The sequence below is a fragment of the Arthrobacter jiangjiafuii genome (assembly GCF_018622995.1).
GTDB lineage: Bacteria > Actinomycetota > Actinomycetes > Actinomycetales > Micrococcaceae > Arthrobacter_B > Arthrobacter_B jiangjiafuii.
On sequence record NZ_CP076022.1, the window covers coordinates 1,049,464 to 1,066,700 of the forward strand.

17 protein-coding genes are annotated in these 17,237 nt (G+C 64.8%); 9 read left to right on the forward strand and 8 right to left on the reverse strand.

What is annotated here, in order from left to right:
* Positions 1–43 precede the first annotated feature (43 nt).
* Entirely contained in the window at positions 44–1,249 is a 1,206-nt protein-coding gene (locus tag KKR91_RS17095; RefSeq protein ID WP_210230360.1) for an LPXTG cell wall anchor domain-containing protein, read from the reverse strand.
* Between the two features lie 535 nt (positions 1,250–1,784).
* Here KKR91_RS17095 and KKR91_RS05015 point away from each other — a divergent pair.
* Together KKR91_RS05015 and KKR91_RS05020 are read left to right on the forward strand one after the other, a co-directional pair.
* The gene (locus KKR91_RS05015) at positions 1,785–2,861 is read left to right on the forward strand and encodes a hypothetical protein (protein ID WP_210230362.1); all 1,077 of its coding nucleotides are present in this window, start codon (positions 1,785–1,787) and stop codon (positions 2,859–2,861) included.
* Positions 2,861–3,742, forward strand: a complete 882-nt coding sequence (locus tag KKR91_RS05020; RefSeq protein ID WP_210230364.1) for a hypothetical protein — start codon at positions 2,861–2,863, stop codon at positions 3,740–3,742. Before KKR91_RS05015 ends, KKR91_RS05020 begins: the two co-directional genes overlap by 1 nt.
* A gap of 13 nt (positions 3,743–3,755) precedes the next feature.
* On the opposite strand, the gene KKR91_RS05025 is transcribed toward KKR91_RS05020, so the two are convergent.
* Positions 3,756–5,453, reverse strand: a complete 1,698-nt coding sequence (locus tag KKR91_RS05025) for a sensor histidine kinase (protein ID WP_210230366.1) — start codon at positions 5,451–5,453, stop codon at positions 3,756–3,758.
* Positions 5,454–5,573: 120 nt separating this feature from the next.
* Between KKR91_RS05025 and KKR91_RS05030 the strand changes: the two genes are divergently transcribed.
* On the forward strand, positions 5,574–6,458 hold the full coding sequence (locus tag KKR91_RS05030) for a response regulator transcription factor (RefSeq protein WP_210230367.1): 885 nt from the start codon (positions 5,574–5,576) through the stop codon (positions 6,456–6,458).
* Between the two features lie 82 nt (positions 6,459–6,540).
* Entirely contained in the window at positions 6,541–7,269 is a 729-nt protein-coding gene (locus KKR91_RS05035) for an MBL fold metallo-hydrolase (protein WP_210230369.1), read from the forward strand.
* A gap of 54 nt (positions 7,270–7,323) precedes the next feature.
* On the opposite strand, the gene KKR91_RS05040 is transcribed toward KKR91_RS05035, so the two are convergent.
* Together KKR91_RS05040 and KKR91_RS05045 are read right to left on the reverse strand one after the other, a co-directional pair.
* Positions 7,324–9,036 carry a sensor histidine kinase gene (locus tag KKR91_RS05040; protein WP_210230372.1) on the reverse strand — a complete coding sequence of 571 codons (1,713 nt, stop codon included), beginning with the start codon at positions 9,034–9,036 and terminating at the stop codon, positions 7,324–7,326.
* Between the two features lie 67 nt (positions 9,037–9,103).
* Entirely contained in the window at positions 9,104–9,397 is a 294-nt protein-coding gene (locus KKR91_RS05045; RefSeq protein WP_215057284.1) for a hypothetical protein, read from the reverse strand.
* Between the two features lie 631 nt (positions 9,398–10,028).
* On the opposite strand from KKR91_RS05045, the gene KKR91_RS05050 reads away from it, so the two are divergent.
* The 5 genes from KKR91_RS05050 to KKR91_RS05070 all read left to right on the forward strand — a co-directional run bounded on the left by KKR91_RS05050 (position 10,029) and on the right by KKR91_RS05070 (position 13,617).
* The gene (locus tag KKR91_RS05050) at positions 10,029–10,583 is read left to right on the forward strand and encodes an alternate-type signal peptide domain-containing protein (protein WP_210230375.1); all 555 of its coding nucleotides are present in this window, start codon (positions 10,029–10,031) and stop codon (positions 10,581–10,583) included.
* 90 nt (positions 10,584–10,673) lie between these two features.
* Positions 10,674–11,222: a hypothetical protein gene (locus tag KKR91_RS05055; protein ID WP_210230377.1), complete on the forward strand. Its 549-nt coding sequence runs from the start codon at positions 10,674–10,676 to the stop codon at positions 11,220–11,222.
* Between the two features lie 21 nt (positions 11,223–11,243).
* Entirely contained in the window at positions 11,244–12,020 is a 777-nt protein-coding gene (locus tag KKR91_RS05060; protein ID WP_210230378.1) for a signal peptidase I, read from the forward strand.
* On the forward strand, positions 12,020–13,000 hold the full coding sequence (locus tag KKR91_RS05065; RefSeq protein ID WP_210230379.1) for a hypothetical protein: 981 nt from the start codon (positions 12,020–12,022) through the stop codon (positions 12,998–13,000). The genes KKR91_RS05060 and KKR91_RS05065 overlap by 1 nt, the downstream gene beginning before the upstream one ends.
* Positions 12,997–13,617, forward strand: coding sequence for a hypothetical protein (locus tag KKR91_RS05070; RefSeq protein WP_210230380.1), 621 nt, complete (start codon positions 12,997–12,999; stop codon positions 13,615–13,617). The genes KKR91_RS05065 and KKR91_RS05070 overlap by 4 nt, the downstream gene beginning before the upstream one ends.
* 13 nt (positions 13,618–13,630) lie before the next feature.
* Here the strand turns inward: KKR91_RS05070 and nhaA are convergent, their stop codons facing one another.
* The 4 genes from nhaA to KKR91_RS05090 all read right to left on the reverse strand — a co-directional run bounded on the left by nhaA (position 13,631) and on the right by KKR91_RS05090 (position 16,769).
* Positions 13,631–15,064, reverse strand: coding sequence for a Na+/H+ antiporter NhaA (gene nhaA / locus KKR91_RS05075; RefSeq protein WP_210230381.1), 1,434 nt, complete (start codon positions 15,062–15,064; stop codon positions 13,631–13,633).
* A gap of 54 nt (positions 15,065–15,118) precedes the next feature.
* A complete protein-coding gene (locus KKR91_RS05080) occupies positions 15,119–15,352 on the reverse strand; it encodes an SCO4848 family membrane protein (protein ID WP_237686581.1) in 234 nt (77 codons plus the stop codon).
* Between the two features lie 7 nt (positions 15,353–15,359).
* A complete protein-coding gene (locus KKR91_RS05085; RefSeq protein WP_210230382.1) occupies positions 15,360–15,857 on the reverse strand; it encodes a DUF2505 domain-containing protein in 498 nt (165 codons plus the stop codon).
* 156 nt (positions 15,858–16,013) lie between these two features.
* Positions 16,014–16,769 (reverse strand): hypothetical protein, encoded by a 756-nt coding sequence (locus KKR91_RS05090; RefSeq protein WP_210230384.1) that lies wholly within the window; start codon positions 16,767–16,769, stop codon positions 16,014–16,016.
* Positions 16,770–17,237: the final 468 nt, after the last annotated feature.

A 17,237-nucleotide genomic window follows, 5' to 3' on the forward strand; every position in this document is an offset into this window, starting at 1 on the left:
GGGGCCACTGGCTATTTAACGCCGGTGTTGATGGTCGTGCTGCTTACTGCACTGCGTGGCGTCCACGGCGGCTGAGGGCAATGGCAGCGCCGCCCATGAGCAGCGTCCCCAGTCCGGCAGCACCCCAAAGCATCGTGTTCTCCGCGCCGGTGCTGGCCAGGACCATCGGCGAGTTCGGAGTCGCCGCCGTCCGGATGGCCGGAGTTACGCCGGGCGCCGTCACAGTCACAACAACCGTGGCCGGAGGAACAACCGTTGCCGGGGGATCGATGAGCAGGACCGGATCGGCCGGGTCGGTCGGGTCAACTGGATCGGCCTGGTCAACAGGGTCGGTGGGATCCGTCGGGTCGGTCGGAGGAATCTCGATCTCGACGACCGGGGGATCGGTCGGATCGGTCGGCTCTTCCGGATCCTCGCAATCGGGCTTGTCGTGGCCGTGACCCGGCTTCTCCGGCTTGTCGTGGCCGTGACCGGGCTTACCTGGCTTGTCCTTGTCGGGCTTGCCGTGGCCGTCGCCCTTGTCGGGCTTGCCGTGGCCGTCGCCCTTGTCGGGCTTGCCGTGGCCGTCGCCCTTGTCGGGCTTGCCGTGGCCGTCGCCCTTGTCAGGCTTGTTGTCGCCCTTGCCGTCGCCGGGCTTGTTGTCGCCCTTGCCGTCGCCGGGCTTGTTGTCACCCTTGTCAGGCTTGTTGTCGCCCTTGCCGTCGCCGGGCTTGCTGTCGTCTTTGTCGGGCTTGCCGTGGCCGTCACCCTGGTTGGGCTTGCCGTGGCCGGGCTTGCCGTTGTTGTCGTCCTTGTCGCCCTTGCCGTCGCCCTTGTCGCCCTTGCCGGAATGACCTCGGTCCGAGCCGGACTTTTCAGGCACGACAGTTATGGGGGCGGCAGCCGGAGCAGCTTCCTCTACCGGAGCAACTTCCTCAGCCGCAACGGGCTCAGCCGCAACGGGCTCAGCCACCGGAACCTCGGGAACAGCTACGGGAGCGGCCTGGGGAGCGTCAGCCACCGGAGCCACAACAACATCGTTAGCCGCAGGAACCGGAGCAGGCTCCGCCGGAACAGGAACAACCGGAGCAGCCGGGACGGTCGGTGCAGCTTCAGGCTCGACTGTCGGTGTGGCAGCGGCCGTATCGGTGGCGGTGGAGAACTGGTCATTGTTCTCCGCGGGCACCTCGGTCTCGCCGGCTTGGGCAGCGCCGGCGCCGGCGAGCATCAGAGCCCCGGATAGCATCAGGGCAGAGGTGGTTTTCTTCATTCGATATCCCCCAGAATCAGTAAGTGTTGTGTGGCCAGAAGATGCGGGCAGAAGCCCCGCTGGCAAGGGGGAATTTAGCAGTCAGACCAAACCAACTAAACGCGCAATCGACAGGTACGTCGCGGAATTACTTGGAGAAAAGCAGTGGCCCGCCAGTGGCGTTTGAGGCAGGTCGAGGAGGCCGGCTGCCTGCTTCCCCCGGCTCCACCGGGTGATATCTGCCCATGTCAGAGCGTGTCGGGGGAGGAGCATCCCCGCTTTGGACTACGCGGCCAGGCACGGCGCCCCACTACCTAGTGAATACTCACACGAATCACCGGGGAAGGGCCGATTGATACCAACACCGCAAGGTTTTCCCGCAAAACCACGACAAGGCGGCCGACAAAAAACCGTTCGTTGTGAGGACTAAAACACAGGGCATAAACTATGGAGCAACAAATGCCGGGTTGTTGCTTGGCGACGGACCAAAAATTCAATAAGTTGCACAATTCGTGTCGGCGGAAGACTTCCACGGGCAGCACCGTACGCTGACGGAGTGAGCAGCCAACTGGATATGTCAGCCTTCCTGGATCCCGTGACCGCTGACGACGTCGCGGCCTATCCGCTGACGGGCATTGCGGGGATCCTTGCGGCACCGAAACGGGTGCTGGCAGGACTCGCCGCTGCCGGTCTTCTCGTGTGGCTGGTGTGCTCCATGGGTATCGCCCGGGCAGCAGCGGAGTCCTTCGGCCCGCAGCTATCGGCCCTCAACATCGGCTCGGGCATCTTCCTGGGCGGGATCCTGCTGGCCGCAGTGGGTTTCCTGCTGGGCGGGCCGCGGGAGGACCCCCGGATTGCAGCCGTGCGGCGGAACCGCTTCGTGGACCGGAACGGACTGTTCTACCAGGCGGACCCCGGGCTCCCCAAGATGGACGCCACCATTTTCGGCCAAGGCCACCACCGGCGGACGTGGCACCGGTTCCGGAGCGGTCCAACGCAGACCCTTCCGTTTGAGGTCGCCCACTACTCCTACCAGACCGGTTCGCCAGGCGGTGACGGACGGGACCGCCGGCCCTCCGTCACCGCCTGGACCTATGCCGCCGTCGGCGTCGACCGCCACCTGCCCCGGATGCTGCTCGACAAAGGCAACGACCCCTGGGTCGGTTCCAGCGTGCCGGCCAGCCTGGCCAAGTCGCAGCGGATCCCGCTGGCCGACGGGCTGGACGGCAGCTTCACGCTGTACGCCCCGCAGGGGCAGGAGGATGTGGCCGGCGCCGTCTTCACTCCGGAGGTCCTGCGCCGGCTGCTCATTGACGCGCCGGAGTTCGACGTCGAAACCATTGACGACCAGATCATCTTCTTCACCCGCAAACAGCTGGACCTCAGCCGTGAAGAAGCCTGGGACCGCCTGTCCAGCCTCATCTTTGGCGTCGGAGCGGCGATGGCGGGCCTGGCCAACCGTCCGGCTTCGACGGCACGCTTCGCCAGCGGGGCACCCAAACCCGTTCCTCCGAGCGGCCGCATCCTGAAACGCCGCACCGTTACCCCTGCCCTGCTCTGGACGGCGGGCGGCCTGGCCGTCCTCGTCCTGGCCCGGGCACTCCTCACCGGACCACTGAACGGAATCATCTAATGGGACTCTTCGACGTACTTTCCAGCTCCCGGCGCGCTGCCAAGGACACCGCGGAGGCCATGGTGACGGCACTGACTGCCGCCGCGCCCCGTGAGGCACAGGTGTCGGCGGAACGCTCCGGGGTCGGGCTCCAACACCTGTCCACGACCCTTAAAGTCTCGGTGGTGGGCACCCGCCGGGGGATGTCCGCGCTGGTGGACCGGCTGGCAGAGCCGATCGGCCAGTTGGGAAAGGCGGACGAACTGGAGCTGCGCATCACCGAGTCGGCGGACGATGCGGCGATCTTCTCGTCGCTGCTGATCGGCGGCTGGAGGCGGGACCGGGAGGATCTGGACTTCCTGGTGCGGGCGCACGATGAGCTGGTGGCCCGGATTCCGGGGGAGTCGGTGCTGGTGGACGGCCATTATGCCGGGTTCACGGTCAGCGGAGTGGCGCGCGACGATGCCGTGGCCACCGCCGGTGTGCTGGGGGCCGTGTGGGAGGACATCCTCACGGATGGCCTGGGTAATTGGCCGGAAACCTGCATTGCGGTGGAGATCGGCGGGACGGCCGAGGAACCGGAGATCAGCTACGCGGTGGAACTGGGTGGGGACGGGGAGGACGACGACGTCGGGACGCTTCCGGTGCCGCTGGCGGAGCGGCAGGAGGAAGCCCGTCGGGCGATAGCCGCGTGGAGGGAGAGTCTTGCTGATCTGGATGCCCTGATGAAGGTGCGTCCACGCGCGGGGTATGGCGTGCGGTTCGGCTTCACGCCGCTGAAGTTCAAACCGCGGCTTGCGGTGGAGGATTGGGAAAGCGGCGATGAGGATGAGGGCGAGGCTGATGAGGTCGTCGCGTCAGTCAAGCACCACCACCCGGCGTCGAAGCTCACGGTGAAGTAGTTCGTGGTTTGTCCTATTTCAAGGGGACAGCAGCTGTTGACCTCAGGATCGGCAAGGACACATGGAAGGTCGTACCCGCACCGAGTTCCGAGTGGAAAGAGATTTGTCCGCCGTGTGCCTCCACGATCGACTTGGTGATGACCAGCCCAAGGCCGACGCCAGGGATGGCTGCCTTCTTGACCTGACCCGTGCGGAAGAACTTGGTGAATACCTCACGCTGGTCTGCCTCGCTCATGCCGATGCCTGCGTCTTCAACTTCCAGCACAAGGTTGGAACCTTCGGTCCGGGCACGGACGGTGACCTTGCCGCCGTCGGGGGAGTACTTGATGGCATTCGAGAGCAGGTTGTCCAGCACCTGGGACATTCGGTCAGGATCCACTAATGCATTGGCTTCCGGCTCGCAGTCGAAGCTCAAGGCCACTCCTGCCGCGCCGGCGCGCACCTCGGCGGCATTCAGACAGGCCTGCACCAGCGCCGCCATGTCGGTTTCTTCCTTGTGCAGGTGCATGGTGCCAGAGGCTGTGGTGAGCAGGTCCGCCACCAGCAGCAGCAGCCGCTCGGCGTTGCGTTGGGCCACCTGCAAAGAGGTGTTCACATGGGCCGGAACCGACTCGGGGTCCAGATCATCCAGCACCAGGTCCAGATAGCCGATGATCGAGGTCAGGGGAGTGCGCAGCTCGTGCGAGACGCTGGAGACAAAGTCCTCCCGGGCGTTGAGCGCGTTGACCATATCGGTGACGTCGCTGTAGGCCACCACCGACCCGGCAAACGCACCGTTGGTCCGCAGCGCCCGCGCACAGACCGTCAGCGCCCGCTGACGCTCACCGGCACCCACCCAGACGATGACATCCGAAAAGGATTCCTCGCGCATCGCCCGCTCGGACGGGCGCTGACCGACCGGTATCCGCGTGACCTGGTCCAGGTCGAAGATCAGTGCGTTCTCGCTGGACTCCGGCCGGCCGTCCAGCCGGGCCAGAGCGTGGTTGGTCCGCTGCCGGCTGTTCATCAGCACCGTGCGCCCGGCCGCGTCCATCGCCACAACCCCGACGTCGACCGTTTCCAGCACGGCGTCCAGCAGCTGTGAACGCAGGCTGGTCTCTTCCAGGCTGCTCTGCAGCTCCGCTTCGGTGGCGGCAAGCCGCTCGTGCTGCGCTGCGGTGTCGCCCTGCACAATCGCCACCGTGGAGAAGATGGCCAGCATGATCACCGGAATCAGCAGCGGGCCGGCCAGCTCGGCCACCGAGTTGGCGCCGGTGCTGATGGCCGGAGACCACACCACCGCCAGGGTACCCAGGAACGACAACACCGCCCCCAGCCGGTGCGCGGCTCCTGACCAGGCCAGCCAGAACACCGGAAACAGGCATAGCAGGCTCAGCCCGGTCACAGAGGACCGGCCGCCGGTGTACAGGCAGCCGATGGCAGCGAAATCCAACAGCGGAATCACCCAGTACGCCGGAACAGACCAGCGGCTCAGCCGCCCCCAGGGCACGATGACGGACGCCGCGCTGGCTACGGCCAGCAGCAGCAGCCCCAGCTGGAAGGCGTCCCGCGTGAAGGTTACAGGGCTTACCGCGGCCACAATGGGCAGGGCGAGGATCACCGACAGGACAAGCGGCAGCTGGCTGGCGGCCACGCGCAGGCGCAGAGGTAATTTGTGAAGCGCGGTGCGGATGCCAAGTAGCTCCAGAGCGCGGCGCTCGAGACTGTACATATAAACCGGAACCCCCGGGATTCTTTTAGCTATAGCAGAGATTATAGGGGGAGGCTGTAGTATCTCAGCGTAGGGGAGCGGGTTATCAGAAGGTCTCGCAGGACGGAAAACCACTAACGTATGGAAACACAGCGCGTTGCAGTCATCATTGAGGACGACAGAGATATCCGCGACCTGTTAAACGCGGTGTTGCAGCAGTCCGGATTCAAGGTCTATACCAGCCCGAACGGTGCCGAGGGTGTGAAGGCCGTTCGCGAACACAATCCAGCGGTCGTGACCCTGGACCTAGGCCTGCCGGATATTGACGGTTTTGAAGTGATTCGACAGCTGCGCCTGTTTTCGGATGCCTACATCGTCATGCTCACCGCCCGCGCCGAAGAGCTGGACACGCTCATGGGTCTGGAAGCCGGGGCCGATGACTACATCACCAAGCCCTTCCGCCCGCGGGAACTGCGCGCCCGCATCTCCGCCATGCTGCGCCGCCCGCGCTCCGGTGACGAGGCCGCTGACACTGCACCGCAGGCGGTTGCGCCCGCCGTTGCCGGCGCAGCATCACCGGCAATCTCCGGCATGTCCGGGGCCGGTGCCAGCGACCGGGCGGTGCCGTCTGAATTCCTGCCCGCACCTGCGTCGTCGCCGGCACCGTCCGCCGCACCGGTTTCCGTCGACCAGGGTGACGGGCGCTTTGTGCACAACGGCCTGAGCCTGGACTTCAACACCCGGACCACCGAAATTGACGGATCGGCCGTTGAGCTGACCCGTACCGAGTTTGAGCTGCTTCACGCCGTCATGGAGAGCGGGCGTCGGGTTCGTACCAAGACCGACCTCGTCCGGCGCCTGCGCGGCGATGAATATGATGCCGCAGGGTTCATCAGTGAGGCCGACGAGCGCACTGTCGAAGTCCACGTGGGCAACGTCCGCCGCAAGCTCGGCGATGATTCGCGTTCACCGCGCTGGCTGGAGACGGTCCGCGGCGTCGGCTATCGGTTGGCGCCGCGCCGCTAGCTGCCGGCAGCTAGCGGCAGGGCTTCTGCAAGGCTTTGAATGGGACGCATCGAAAGCGGCATATCGTCCCAAGGAGCCCCGGATGAAACTCGGCCCGCATCTGCACCGGCTAGGTAACGACGTCGTGGCTGCCTACCTGATCGATACCGACGACGGCGTTACGATCATTGACGCCGGTCTACCAGGGCATTGGCGTGACCTGCTCGCGGAGCTCACCGCCATGGGCCGCACAGTCGGCGATGTCCGTGGCGTGGTTCTGACTCACGGCGACAGCGACCACATCGGGTTTGCCGAGAAGCTTCGGCGCGACCACGGCATCCCCGTCTACGTTCACACAGCCGACGCCGGGCGGGCGCGCGGCGGTAACAAGCCCAAAGTAGCAATGGGAGCGAAACGGCTCGGCCCGCTAGCCGTGTTTTTCGCCTATGCCCTGCGCAAGAAGGGCTGGCGGACCAGCTGGCTCACGGAGGTCACCGAAGTGACGGACGGCCAGGTCCTGCCGCTGCCCGGAGCGCTGGAGGTGATCGGTATGCCGGGACATTCACCCGGCAGCATCGCCTTGTATTCGCCAGACGCCGACGCTGTTTTCGTGGGCGATGCGCTCACCACCCGGCACGTTTTGACCGGCCGCACCGGACTTCAACCGGCACCCTTCACTGATGACCCGGCACGGGGCCTGGATTCCCTCGGCCGGCTTGGCGGGCTGCCCGCCGTCTGGGTGCTGCCCGGGCACGGCCCGCCGTGGCGCGGAAACCCAGGCAGCGTCCAGGAGACAGTTCGGCGGGCGGCGGAGAGCGCCGTCGGGCACTGAGGATCATCAATGATGCCCGGGACCGGCGCTGAGCGGTTGGCCCGTGTGGTCAGATCAGCTGTTCTCGACATCCGCCAGGATTTTTGCCGGTTCCTGCAACGGAACTGCCGGCAGGCATACGGTAAAACTGGATCCCCGGCCCGGGGCGCTGACCAAGCTGATGGTCCCGCCATGGGCCTCGACAATGTTCTTGGTGATGGCAAGGCCCAGTCCGGCGCCGGGGATGCCGGCCCGGCGAACGGCCCCGGTCCGGAAGAACTTCGTGAACAGCTCCTGCTGGTCCTCTTCCGTCATCCCCATCCCGGTGTCCTGGACCTGCAGGAAGATGTCGCCGGCCTCTGCCCAGGCGCGTACGGTGACAACGCCGCCGCCGGGGGAGTACTTCATGGCATTGGACAGCAGGTTGTCCAGCACTTGGGCCATCCGCACGGGATCCGCCTGCAGTGTTAGCCCGGGCGGGCAGTCGGCAACCAGCTCAACGTCATCCGATGCCGCCCGGGGCGCCGCAGACCGCAGGCCCGAACTGATCAGGTCGGCGACGGAAACCGGGCTGGGTTCCAGCGCCACGCTGCCCGTTGCAGCAGTCAGCAGGTCCGAGACCAGGAGCAGGAGCCGTTCACTGTTGCGCTGGGCTACCTGTACCGCCTGCGGAATGGTTCCGGTGAGACCGGTGTCCTCCGCCTCCTCCTGGACCAGGTCCAGGTAGCCGATGATGGAGGTCAGGGGCGTCCGCAGTTCATGGGAGACGTTGGAGACAAAATCGTCTTTGGCGCGCAGCGCGTCGGTTAGGGCAGTGATATCGCTGAAGGCAATAACGGCGCCATTAAAACCGTGGTCGTTGTGCAGGATCCGGGCGGAGCATGACAGCGCCAGCTGCTCATGCGGCGGCCCCGCCCATATCAGGACGTCCCGAAAGGCTTCGCCGGACATAGCCCGGCCAACAGGGCGCTGGTCTGCGGGGAGGTCAGTGGTGCGGTCCGCGCCGAAGAACAGCAGGTCCTTCTCCTGGGTGTGTTCCTTCCCCGGGGGACGGACACGGTCGTCCAGCGCATTCATTCGCTCATTTTTATGTACGGCTGATCCGCCGGCGTCCACCACCAGGACGCCGACGTCGATCGCGTTCAGGACGACGTCGAGCAGCTTGGAACGCTCGGTGCTCTCGCGAAGCGCGTCCTCCAGCAACTGGTCCTTCTCCGTCAGGGCGGCCTGCTGGCTCTCCATGTCCTGACGCATCACCGTGACGGTCATTGCCGCCGCCAGCGTCACCAGCGGCACCAGGATGGGCGCTGCCAGCGCCTGCCTGGTGACGGGGCCGTCCGAAACGAAGATGGGGTACCAGACCACGACCAGCGGGCCGAAGAAGCTCAACAGGCGTGCGGCCAGGGCGGATACCCGGGACCAGGACAGCCAGAAGACGGGGAAGACCGAAAGCAGGTAGACGCCGACGGCGAGGCCCTGGCTGCCGTTGTACAGCAGCCCGATGGCGACGAAGTCCAGCGTCGGCAGGATCCAATAGGTGGGATACCAGAGCCGGTCCCAGGGGATCAGGGCAGCGGCAGCGGAGATGAGCACCAGGGCGGCCAGCCCTGCTTGGAACATTGGTTGGACCAGGATCTCCGGCAGGAGCACTGCGTAAATGATGCAGAGCAGGGAGACGGTGAGCACCAGAGGTCCTTGGCTGATCCATACCCGTTGAGGGAGGGTCAGTTCATGGAAGTCGGTGGGCAGGCCCAGGAGGGACAGGGCACGTTCGGAGAGCCTCGACATCGTTGTTGAATTCCCCCTGGGTATCCGGACTGCTGTGTTCCCAGAGTACCCGGCTGTGAGGCGGAACTTAGTCCAGGGTTGTCAGCAGGCAGGACATGGTTTCGCGGCCACAGACGGCAATGCCGGCGATCATGGTGGCAAGTTCCGCCACACCGGAGTGCGCGAGCAGATGCTGCGCACTGTGGGCCAGAGTGGCCAGGCGTTCTGCTCCTGCCATCTGGCTGGAGATTCTGATGCTGAGGACCACGTCCATGGCTGCCTCATTGTCGGCGCTGATGACTGCCCTGCAGAGTCGGTCGAAGCGGTCGTCCCAGAGGGAAATGTAATTAGTGATGTATTCCTGGCAAGAGGTCTGCCCCACCTGGTTCGTGAGGCTCCGCAATTGCTCTGCGGACACCAGCGCGGGGGCTGGGTCGGCTAGGGCCATCATGTGTGGGGCCCGGGGGCAGGGGCAGCCAGGTTCATGCCTGCCGTTGTGGGGTTGGTGCCGGGCACATTAAAAGCGGATGCCGTTGAAGCCATGGGGGGTCCTCCGCTCGATGCTGCGCGTTCAGGCGCAGGCGCTGATTTGATGGTTCTAAAAGACTGCCACCCTAAGCTCAGGAACGCCCCCGGGAAGACTCAAGATCGGGGCAAGATTATTGGCCGTCCCTGAAACGGTGCCACCACTCGTTCCGGCACCACCAAACGGGCTGTCGGTCCGAGTGCCCCTGGGTGGCGTATTGGGCACCATAAACCGCCATGCGCCCCCGGTCTGGAGGAACCCGCCGGGGAAAACAGAAGCAGAAGGCGCCGCCTCTTGGGCTGGTTGTGTCGATGTTGCGGTTGCCTTGTGGGCTTCTTGAGCCTTGGCCAAACGTTGCATGAAGCCTGCGGGAAGGACGCGTTGTTTCTTGAGGACGGGGCGGCAAAGTAATACCCAGCGGCAAGGAAAACCTTCCTAGGGCCGAACAGTCTCAAGCACAACGAACAAGGGGAACACAATGAACAAGATGGCTAAAGGCGCACTGGCAATCGGCGTAGGCGCAGCACTCCTCCTCGGCGGCGGCGGCACCCTCGCAGTGTGGAACGACTCCGAAACGACCGCCGCCGGCCAGATCGCCTCCGGCGAGCTGCAGCTCAACCCGGTTGTCGGTGGCGAGGGCAAGTGGACCAACGCGCTCGGTACCGTGGTCGACTTGGACCCGACCAACGCCGTCGCCGACTACAGGGTTGTTCCGGGTGACGTCCTGACCTACACGCAGAAGCTGGACGTCAGGCTTGCCGGTGACCTGATGACCGCCAAGCTCACGATGTCGACTCCCTCCTACACGCAGGGCGGATTCAAGTCCACGGATGTAACCATTGAGCAGCCCAGCATCGCCAATGCGAAGGGGACGGTCCTTCCGACAACTGTGCTGACTGAGGCTGATTCCGGCATCGTCACCGTTTCGGCGAAGTTCACTTTCAACGACCTCAAGGACCAGGGACAGAGCAGCATGAACGCTGCGGCCGCATTCAAGGCGGTCACGTTCAAGCTGGACCAGCAGGCTCCGCTTACCAAGTAGCGGCACCGGCCAACGCCACCTGTTCAAACCCCTGGCTGTGCACGGTGCACACGCTCCGTGCACAGCCTGTTCCCCCTGGAGACGAATTTCGTGAAGAGCCTTCGAGCACTGAAAGCGGCAGGTCTGATCCTCGCCGCCGTGGTTCTCGGGCTCATGACGGTCCAGGGCAGCTACGCACTGTGGAACGCGGCAGCGCAAACAACCCCGGCGACCGTGCAGGCGGCGGACTTCAACATCCTGGTGAACGACGTCAACATGGCCGTCACGCCATCGCTGAACGTGAACCACTTGACCCGCGGTACATCTGCATACGTACCGCTAATGGTGACCAACGCCGTCAACGTGACACCCGATTCCCCGCTGCTCCTGCAGGCGTCGCTGACGGGGGTTGTTCCAACCAACACCTTCGAGGGCCACCTGACCGTAACGTCGGCAGTCGTGCAGGGGCGTGCGGCCTGCACACCTGACCTGCCGTACGCACCGGGGATTCCCAAGCTCCCGGTGCTCGGCATCAAAGCCTCACAGACCATTTGCTTCAAGGTGACGCTGAGCAGCAATACCCCGGCAAAGTTCGTCGGCCAGGCCATCAACATCCCGGTTAACCTCAGCGTGGCGCAGGTCGCGCCGGGCACCAAGTAGTACAAGAGGATAGGAAAAACCATGAGCGGTCGCAGGACAGCAGAAGCCACATCCAGCCCCCTGGGTGTCATCGGCACTGGAGTCAGCTACATTGCGCTTTGCCTCGCCGCCTTGGCTGCCTTGGTCCTGGTTGCAGTTCCCCTGATCACCGGATCCCAGACCTACAGCGTCCTCACCAGCTCGATGGCCCCGAAATACGCGCCCGGCACCTTCCTGGTGGTCAAGCCCATACCCTTCGAAGAGCTGAAGGTCGGCGACGTGATCACCTACCAGATCGAGTCGGGCTCACCCACCGTGATCACGCACCGGATTACCTCCGTCGTCGCTGAACAGAGCGGCGAGGTCGTCTTCATCACGAAGGGCGACAACAATGACGTTGTCGATGAGCTGCCCGTCCGTGAAGTGCAGGTCAAGGGCAAGCTGTTCTACGCAGTTCCATATGTGGGGTTTGTCGCCAACTTCCTGGGCAACTCGGACCGCGGTGCCATGGCCCAATGGGGTGCCGTGGCCCTCATGGGCTATGGCGTAATCGTGATGGTCCGCGGTGCGCTGGCCAAGAAGCGCAACGACGACGATGCCGGTTCCGAGGGGGCCCCGGGGCAAGGTCACGGCCCGGACGACGCTGACAGCAGCGACTTCGCGTTCACCGATGCCGGCAACACTGAGATCCAGGCCGATACCCAGGATTATGACGATCCAATTCTTACCGACTGCGGTGGGTGTGATCACGATGAGCGGCGCGGCCATCGGGAGAACCACGACCGCCACCATGTCTCCCGGAAGCACGCAACCGTCTGATGATCCGCTCCGCAGCAGGCAGCTCCCGCAGAGGCGGGCGGCTAATCAGTGCAGCCGCCCTCGGCGGAGTTGCAGCAGCCCTGTCCCTGGCAGGCGCTCCCGGTGCCGTCGCAGCCAATGACCACCTGCAACTCAGCGTGGACGGCCAGAGCTATTCGTCTTCCGTTTCCGGACCGGTCTTCGAACAGGGACAGCGCTATGTCCCCGGAGCCTCGAACACGGCAACACTCTGGCTGCGTAACAACAGCGGCGAACCGGCGTCATTGTCCTCGGCCGCAGTAATTGTTCGGTCCGATCCCGAGCTCAACGGCTACATGGGTTTCAAAGCCGGTCTGCGTCCTGAACTTTCGCCCCGCTCGCCGCTCGGCGTGCAGGGTACCTGCACCGATGTTGGACAGACGATCGATCTCAGGCCCGGGGAAGAGCGCCAATTGACGCTGGTCGTGGACCTGGCTATAGAAGCCCCGAACGCGACCATGAATCGCACGGCGGACGTTGATTTGCTTTTCCTCTTGGAGCCGATGGTTCCCGGCAAGAAACCGCGGCCTGCATGCGACGCCTTGCCGGGCGGGGACCAGGATCCAATCACTCCGGGCACCACCCCGGGCAATACTCCGGTCCTCACCCCGGACGGAACTTCGGGCACCGACTCCGACTCAACTACCGGTTCGGTCAGCCCGGCCAGCGGAGACGCTGCGGTCCGGCCTGCGCGGTTCACCCCTCTACCCGGGGCAGGAACAGTGCCGGGAGCGGGTTCAAACCTGCTTCGGATCGCCGGAACGGGAGCCGGAGCGGAAGCTGGAACCAGCCGGGAAACCGGACCAGCCGTAAGCGCGCAGCAGCCTGCCGACATCATTCCGGCCGGTTTCCAAAGCACAGTCGAACCGATCATCCGTTCGCTGTCGGGTACGCTCCTGATAGTTATGTCGGTGGCATTTACCGCCGCCGTGGTCCTTCGTATACGGAATAGGCAAGCATGAGCAAGAAGCAGTTGGGGGCTGCTCCCATGGCGGAAAGCAAGCCGGCGGCAGGAAAACCAAATGGATGGTTTGGGCGGCTCCGCGCACAGCCAGGGTTCCGCACGGCTTCCGTTGCTTTCGTCCTGACGGTGGTACTCGGGATTGGCTCCACTGCCGCCTACGCCTATTGGAGTCAAAGCCAGACCGTTAATATCGTGGGCACGACCGGTTACAAACTTCCGGTTCCGACGGCGCCTGTTTGCGTGACGGCTTGGGGGGCGGAACCCAATCGGGTCGAGTGGAGTCCGGCAGCGGGCGCAGACCCGGAAGCCCGCCACATTCTGACATTCCAGGCGCAGAAAAAATCGGTCTCTTATGCGGTACCGCCGGGAATTTACAGTGTCGAACCTTTCAAGATGGATGAACTTTACGATGCCTTCGGCGGTACCGGTGGAGACATCGTTCCACTGAAGGTCACCCTGGAAACGGGGATTGTTTCGGTGCCGGTGTCAGGAAAAAGGCCGATCAAGCTCGAAGCCAATCAGATCCTTTTCCGATCGGCGCAGGGTGCTTCAAAGGACATGTTTTACCACACCTTCCGCACACACTTCTGGGGAAACTACCCCTGCATGAGGTAGCTGCCGACGCCAGCTAACGCCCGCCGTCGTCATCATAAACGTCCGGTATCCCGTCCGCGTCCGCATCCCGTGACTCCTGCTCCTCGACCAGCCGGTAGAACCGGTTGCGGATCCGCAGCAGGATTGAGGCCAGCAGTGCGGCGGTGACCGACGCGGCGAGGATGGCGACCTTGGCATGGTCGTTGTGCTCAGTGCCGGGATCGAAGCTCAGGTCGTTGACGAGCAGGGACACGGTGAAACCGATGCCGGACAGGACGCCGATGCCAAGCAGGTCGATCCATTTGACGCTGGCATCCAGCCGGGCGCGGGTAGCGGTCGTGAGGGCCCAGGTGGTGGCGAGGATGCCCAGCGGTTTGCCGGCCACGAGCCCCGCCAGGATGCCGATCGCTACCGGATCGGACAGTGCCGAACCCAGTCCGCTGATGCCGCCGATCGCAACCCCGGCGGAGAAGAACGCGAACACAGGGACCGCAAAGCCGGCGGACAGCGGCCGGAGCCGGTGCTCGAAGATTTCCGCCAGCCCGGGTTTGCCCGGTTCGGGCTGCACCGGCCTGCCGTCAGGTCCGCGGCGCAGCACCGGAATGCAGAACCCCAGCAGCACTCCGGCCACTGTGGCGTGGACCCCGGAGGCATGCATCAGCGCCCACACCACTATCCCCACCGGTAGCAGGATCAGCCACGCGGCCGCCGGATGGGTGGCAAAGATCCGGCGCCCGCTCTGCGCCAGGTAGAGGAACAGGCCCAGCGGGAGAAGCATGATCCCCAGATAGAGCAGGTGCAGGTCTTCGGTGTAGAAGAACGCGATGATGGTGATGGCCAGCAGATCATCCACCACGGCCAGGGTGAGCAGGAAGATCCGCAGCGCCGAGGGCAGGTGCGAGCTGATGACCGCCAGGACAGCCAGGGCAAAGGCGATGTCGGTAGCGGTGGGGATCGCCCAGCCGCGCAGGCCGTCGGACCCGCTGACCAGATTGACGGCCACATAGATGAGGGCGGGAACGACGACGCCGCCTGCTGCCGCGGCCACCGGAACGATCGCCTTGCTCAGGTCCCGGAGATCGCCGGCAACGAACTCGCGCTTGAGCTCGAGTCCGACCAGGAAGAAGAACACGGCCAGCAGCCCGTCCGCTGCCCATTCGCCCACACTGAGTTCCAGGTGCCACGGTTCGTACCCGAACTCGAAGTCACGGATCGCGAAATAGGAGCCCGACGCCGGGGAATTGGCCCAGATGAGCGCGGCCACCGTGGCGATCAGCAGCAGGATCCCGCCGACGGTTTCCTTCCGTAGGATCTCGCCGATCCGCAGCACTTCCGGATAGCTGGCCCGGCCCAGGACGGTGCTGCCGGCGGGGCTCACCTGCCCCGCCGGGCCGTCGTCGGGCTGATTCTCTTGCCGGTGCTGGTCCTGATGCTTCGAGTCGTGCTGATCGTGCGGGTCCGGTGCCATCGAAGTCCTTCCGCGAACGGGCGGTTCTTCCAAATTCTGGCACCAACCCGCTGGTTAGCCCATCAATGCCCGGAAGCCGACAATGATCGTGGCCAAACCAAACACCATGGAGGTGGTGACCTTCATCAGATTCACCGTCAGGTACCGGGTGGGGGCGCCCTTTTCGTCCCGGGCGCGGGGATCCTTGTAGGCCTGGATCAGGTAGGGCGGCCAGACGAGCAGGCTCCACAGGCCGCTGATAATGAGGATGACCGCCAGCGCGGTGGGCAGAACGATGGTGTTGTCCATGGTGGCCCTAGCGGCTTTCGATCCATTTGCCGGCCTGGGCGGCCTGGATGGTCAGCGCCTTGCCGATCATGGGTTCGGCGGACTTGGCGATCTTGTCGCCCAGGAAGGGAATGGAGGAGCTGACGGAGCCATCCACGTCCACCCGGGTGCCTTCGGCCACGGCCACCAGCCGCTGCGTGGCGCTGACCTTCAGCGGAACACCGCCAACGGAGAGGTCCACCGACGCTTCACGGGAACCGTCGGCCGCCGGGGCCGCCCAGTTTTCCGTCTGGGTCACGGTCAGCGAGGAGCCAACAAACTTCTTGGCCATCTCCGGCAGCCGGTCGGTCGGCAGGGTGCGCACCGCCGTGAGGACAAACGCCGCGGCGGTGTCACCGTCGACCGTTACCGAGACCAGCGCCCCGCCCACGTGTTCGCTGACGCTGCGCAGGAAGTCCTCGCTGGCGAACGTGTCAGTGACCGTCCGGACGTCGTAGGGCAGCGTGGTCGAGGCGTTCAAAGCCATGGATCCTCCAGAGTAGGTATGAGTCTTGCCGGCGTGCCGTGCAGTGCGCACAGTTCAACCGGCCCGCAAACATCCTAATCTCCGGCCCTCCCCAGCTCCGAAACGGCGGTCCCAACAGTGGCCGCGAGGAGGCCGCCGTGCGTCCGGATGTGCCGGTCAGCGTTCCAGGCTGATGCAGGCGACAGCACCCTCGCCGGATTGGTCCGTGCCGGGCGTGCTGGTTTCGGAGGTGATGAGCAGCGAGCGGCCGATGCCGTCGTCGGGCAGGACCCACGGCGCGGTGACGCTCACGTCGGAGCCGCCGTCGTCGTCGGTCGTGAAGTTCATGATCAGATTCCGGGACTGCGTGTTCTGGGTATCGGTGTATTCCGGACCCGCTGCCGAGGCCTCGGCGCCGCAGGTGTCCTCATGCAGCGTCGCGGTGAAGGGGGTGTTCGGCAGGAAACCGCGGACAATCAGGTCCACGTCGGTGGAGGCCTCGGTCTCGTTGATGGTGACTGTGGTGTCGGCGCCTTCGGGAACCAGCGAGGAGTCGTAAGTGGAGGCGATGGCGTTCTCGCAGTACGGGCCGAAGGTGCCCTCGATGATCCCGCTGGCGATCGGGCTGGGTGTGGTGTTCCCGCAGCGGTCGGGGTCTTCGGTGCTGCCGCGAACGCCCTGCGCCTCGCACTCTTCCTGCTCCGAGCTGCCGGGAGAGAAGGAATCGCAGGCTGCTGCCGTGTTCGAAGAATCCGATTCTCCGGGGCTGGGCGGCCCGGTCTCCTCCGGGCTGGAGGTTTCGGATCCTTCCGGACTGGAGTTCTCGGTGTTCGAGGCGTTTGAATCCTCCCCGGAATCGTTGTTGGTACAGCCGGCCAGGGCCAGGAGCGAGAGCAGGAGAGCGGACGTCAGAAGAAGAAGTTTGCGTGCCATGGGGCAATCCTTACGTGGCGGGGGGATCTGCAGTCTGGTGTGTGCCCGTGCCTTTCCAGCGTGGCAGGGCCGGGATTGAAAATCCATAACTGTCCGGCTGCTTGGCCGCGGTCTGCCGCACCCGGCGAGAGCGGCTGGACAGAGCCCGATAGCGGGCGCAGTATCCGTGCCCTGGGGCGCTGTGTGGCGCTGGGGTCCGAGTGCGCAGCTATGGCGACCTTGGCGGCCTGAAACCCGCCGTATCTGCGCTCTGGGTATCGGCTTATCCCCGTCGAGAGCGTGGACGCGGGGTAACGCCCGCCAGGGCACCTCAGCCACGGGGATTCGGCCCGCGATCTGCCCGCAGCGGACGGGCGTTTTCCGCGGCCGGACAACGGGTAGGCTGGAAGAAAAGCCCCGGGGTTCCTCAGTGAACTTCGGGTATTTGCGTTGCACCGCACCGGCGCGCGCACGCTCACACTGTTGCAC

What these genes read in the sequence shown, in the direction of transcription:
- nhaA (WP_210230381.1), bottom strand. Translation starts at nt 15,064, where the DNA reads ATGGCACCGGACCCGCACGATCAGCACGACTCGAAGCATCAGGACCAG.
- KKR91_RS05080 (WP_237686581.1), bottom strand. Translation starts at nt 15,352, where the DNA reads ATGGACAACACCATCGTTCTGCCCACCGCGCTGGCGGTCATCCTCATT.
- KKR91_RS05050 (WP_210230375.1), top strand. Translation starts at nt 10,029, where the DNA reads ATGGCTAAAGGCGCACTGGCAATCGGCGTAGGCGCAGCACTCCTCCTC.
- KKR91_RS05090 (WP_210230384.1), bottom strand. Translation starts at nt 16,769, where the DNA reads ATGGCACGCAAACTTCTTCTTCTGACGTCCGCTCTCCTGCTCTCGCTC.
- KKR91_RS05065 (WP_210230379.1), top strand. Translation starts at nt 12,020, where the DNA reads ATGATCCGCTCCGCAGCAGGCAGCTCCCGCAGAGGCGGGCGGCTAATC.
- KKR91_RS05025 (WP_210230366.1), bottom strand. Translation starts at nt 5,453, where the DNA reads ATGTACAGTCTCGAGCGCCGCGCTCTGGAGCTACTTGGCATCCGCACC.
- KKR91_RS17095 (WP_210230360.1), bottom strand. Translation starts at nt 1,249, where the DNA reads ATGAAGAAAACCACCTCTGCCCTGATGCTATCCGGGGCTCTGATGCTC.
- KKR91_RS05060 (WP_210230378.1), top strand. Translation starts at nt 11,244, where the DNA reads ATGAGCGGTCGCAGGACAGCAGAAGCCACATCCAGCCCCCTGGGTGTC.
- KKR91_RS05020 (WP_210230364.1), top strand. Translation starts at nt 2,861, where the DNA reads ATGGGACTCTTCGACGTACTTTCCAGCTCCCGGCGCGCTGCCAAGGAC.
- KKR91_RS05040 (WP_210230372.1), bottom strand. Translation starts at nt 9,036, where the DNA reads ATGTCGAGGCTCTCCGAACGTGCCCTGTCCCTCCTGGGCCTGCCCACC.
- KKR91_RS05070 (WP_210230380.1), top strand. Translation starts at nt 12,997, where the DNA reads ATGAGCAAGAAGCAGTTGGGGGCTGCTCCCATGGCGGAAAGCAAGCCG.
- KKR91_RS05035 (WP_210230369.1), top strand. Translation starts at nt 6,541, where the DNA reads ATGAAACTCGGCCCGCATCTGCACCGGCTAGGTAACGACGTCGTGGCT.
- KKR91_RS05030 (WP_210230367.1), top strand. Translation starts at nt 5,574, where the DNA reads ATGGAAACACAGCGCGTTGCAGTCATCATTGAGGACGACAGAGATATC.
- KKR91_RS05085 (WP_210230382.1), bottom strand. Translation starts at nt 15,857, where the DNA reads ATGGCTTTGAACGCCTCGACCACGCTGCCCTACGACGTCCGGACGGTC.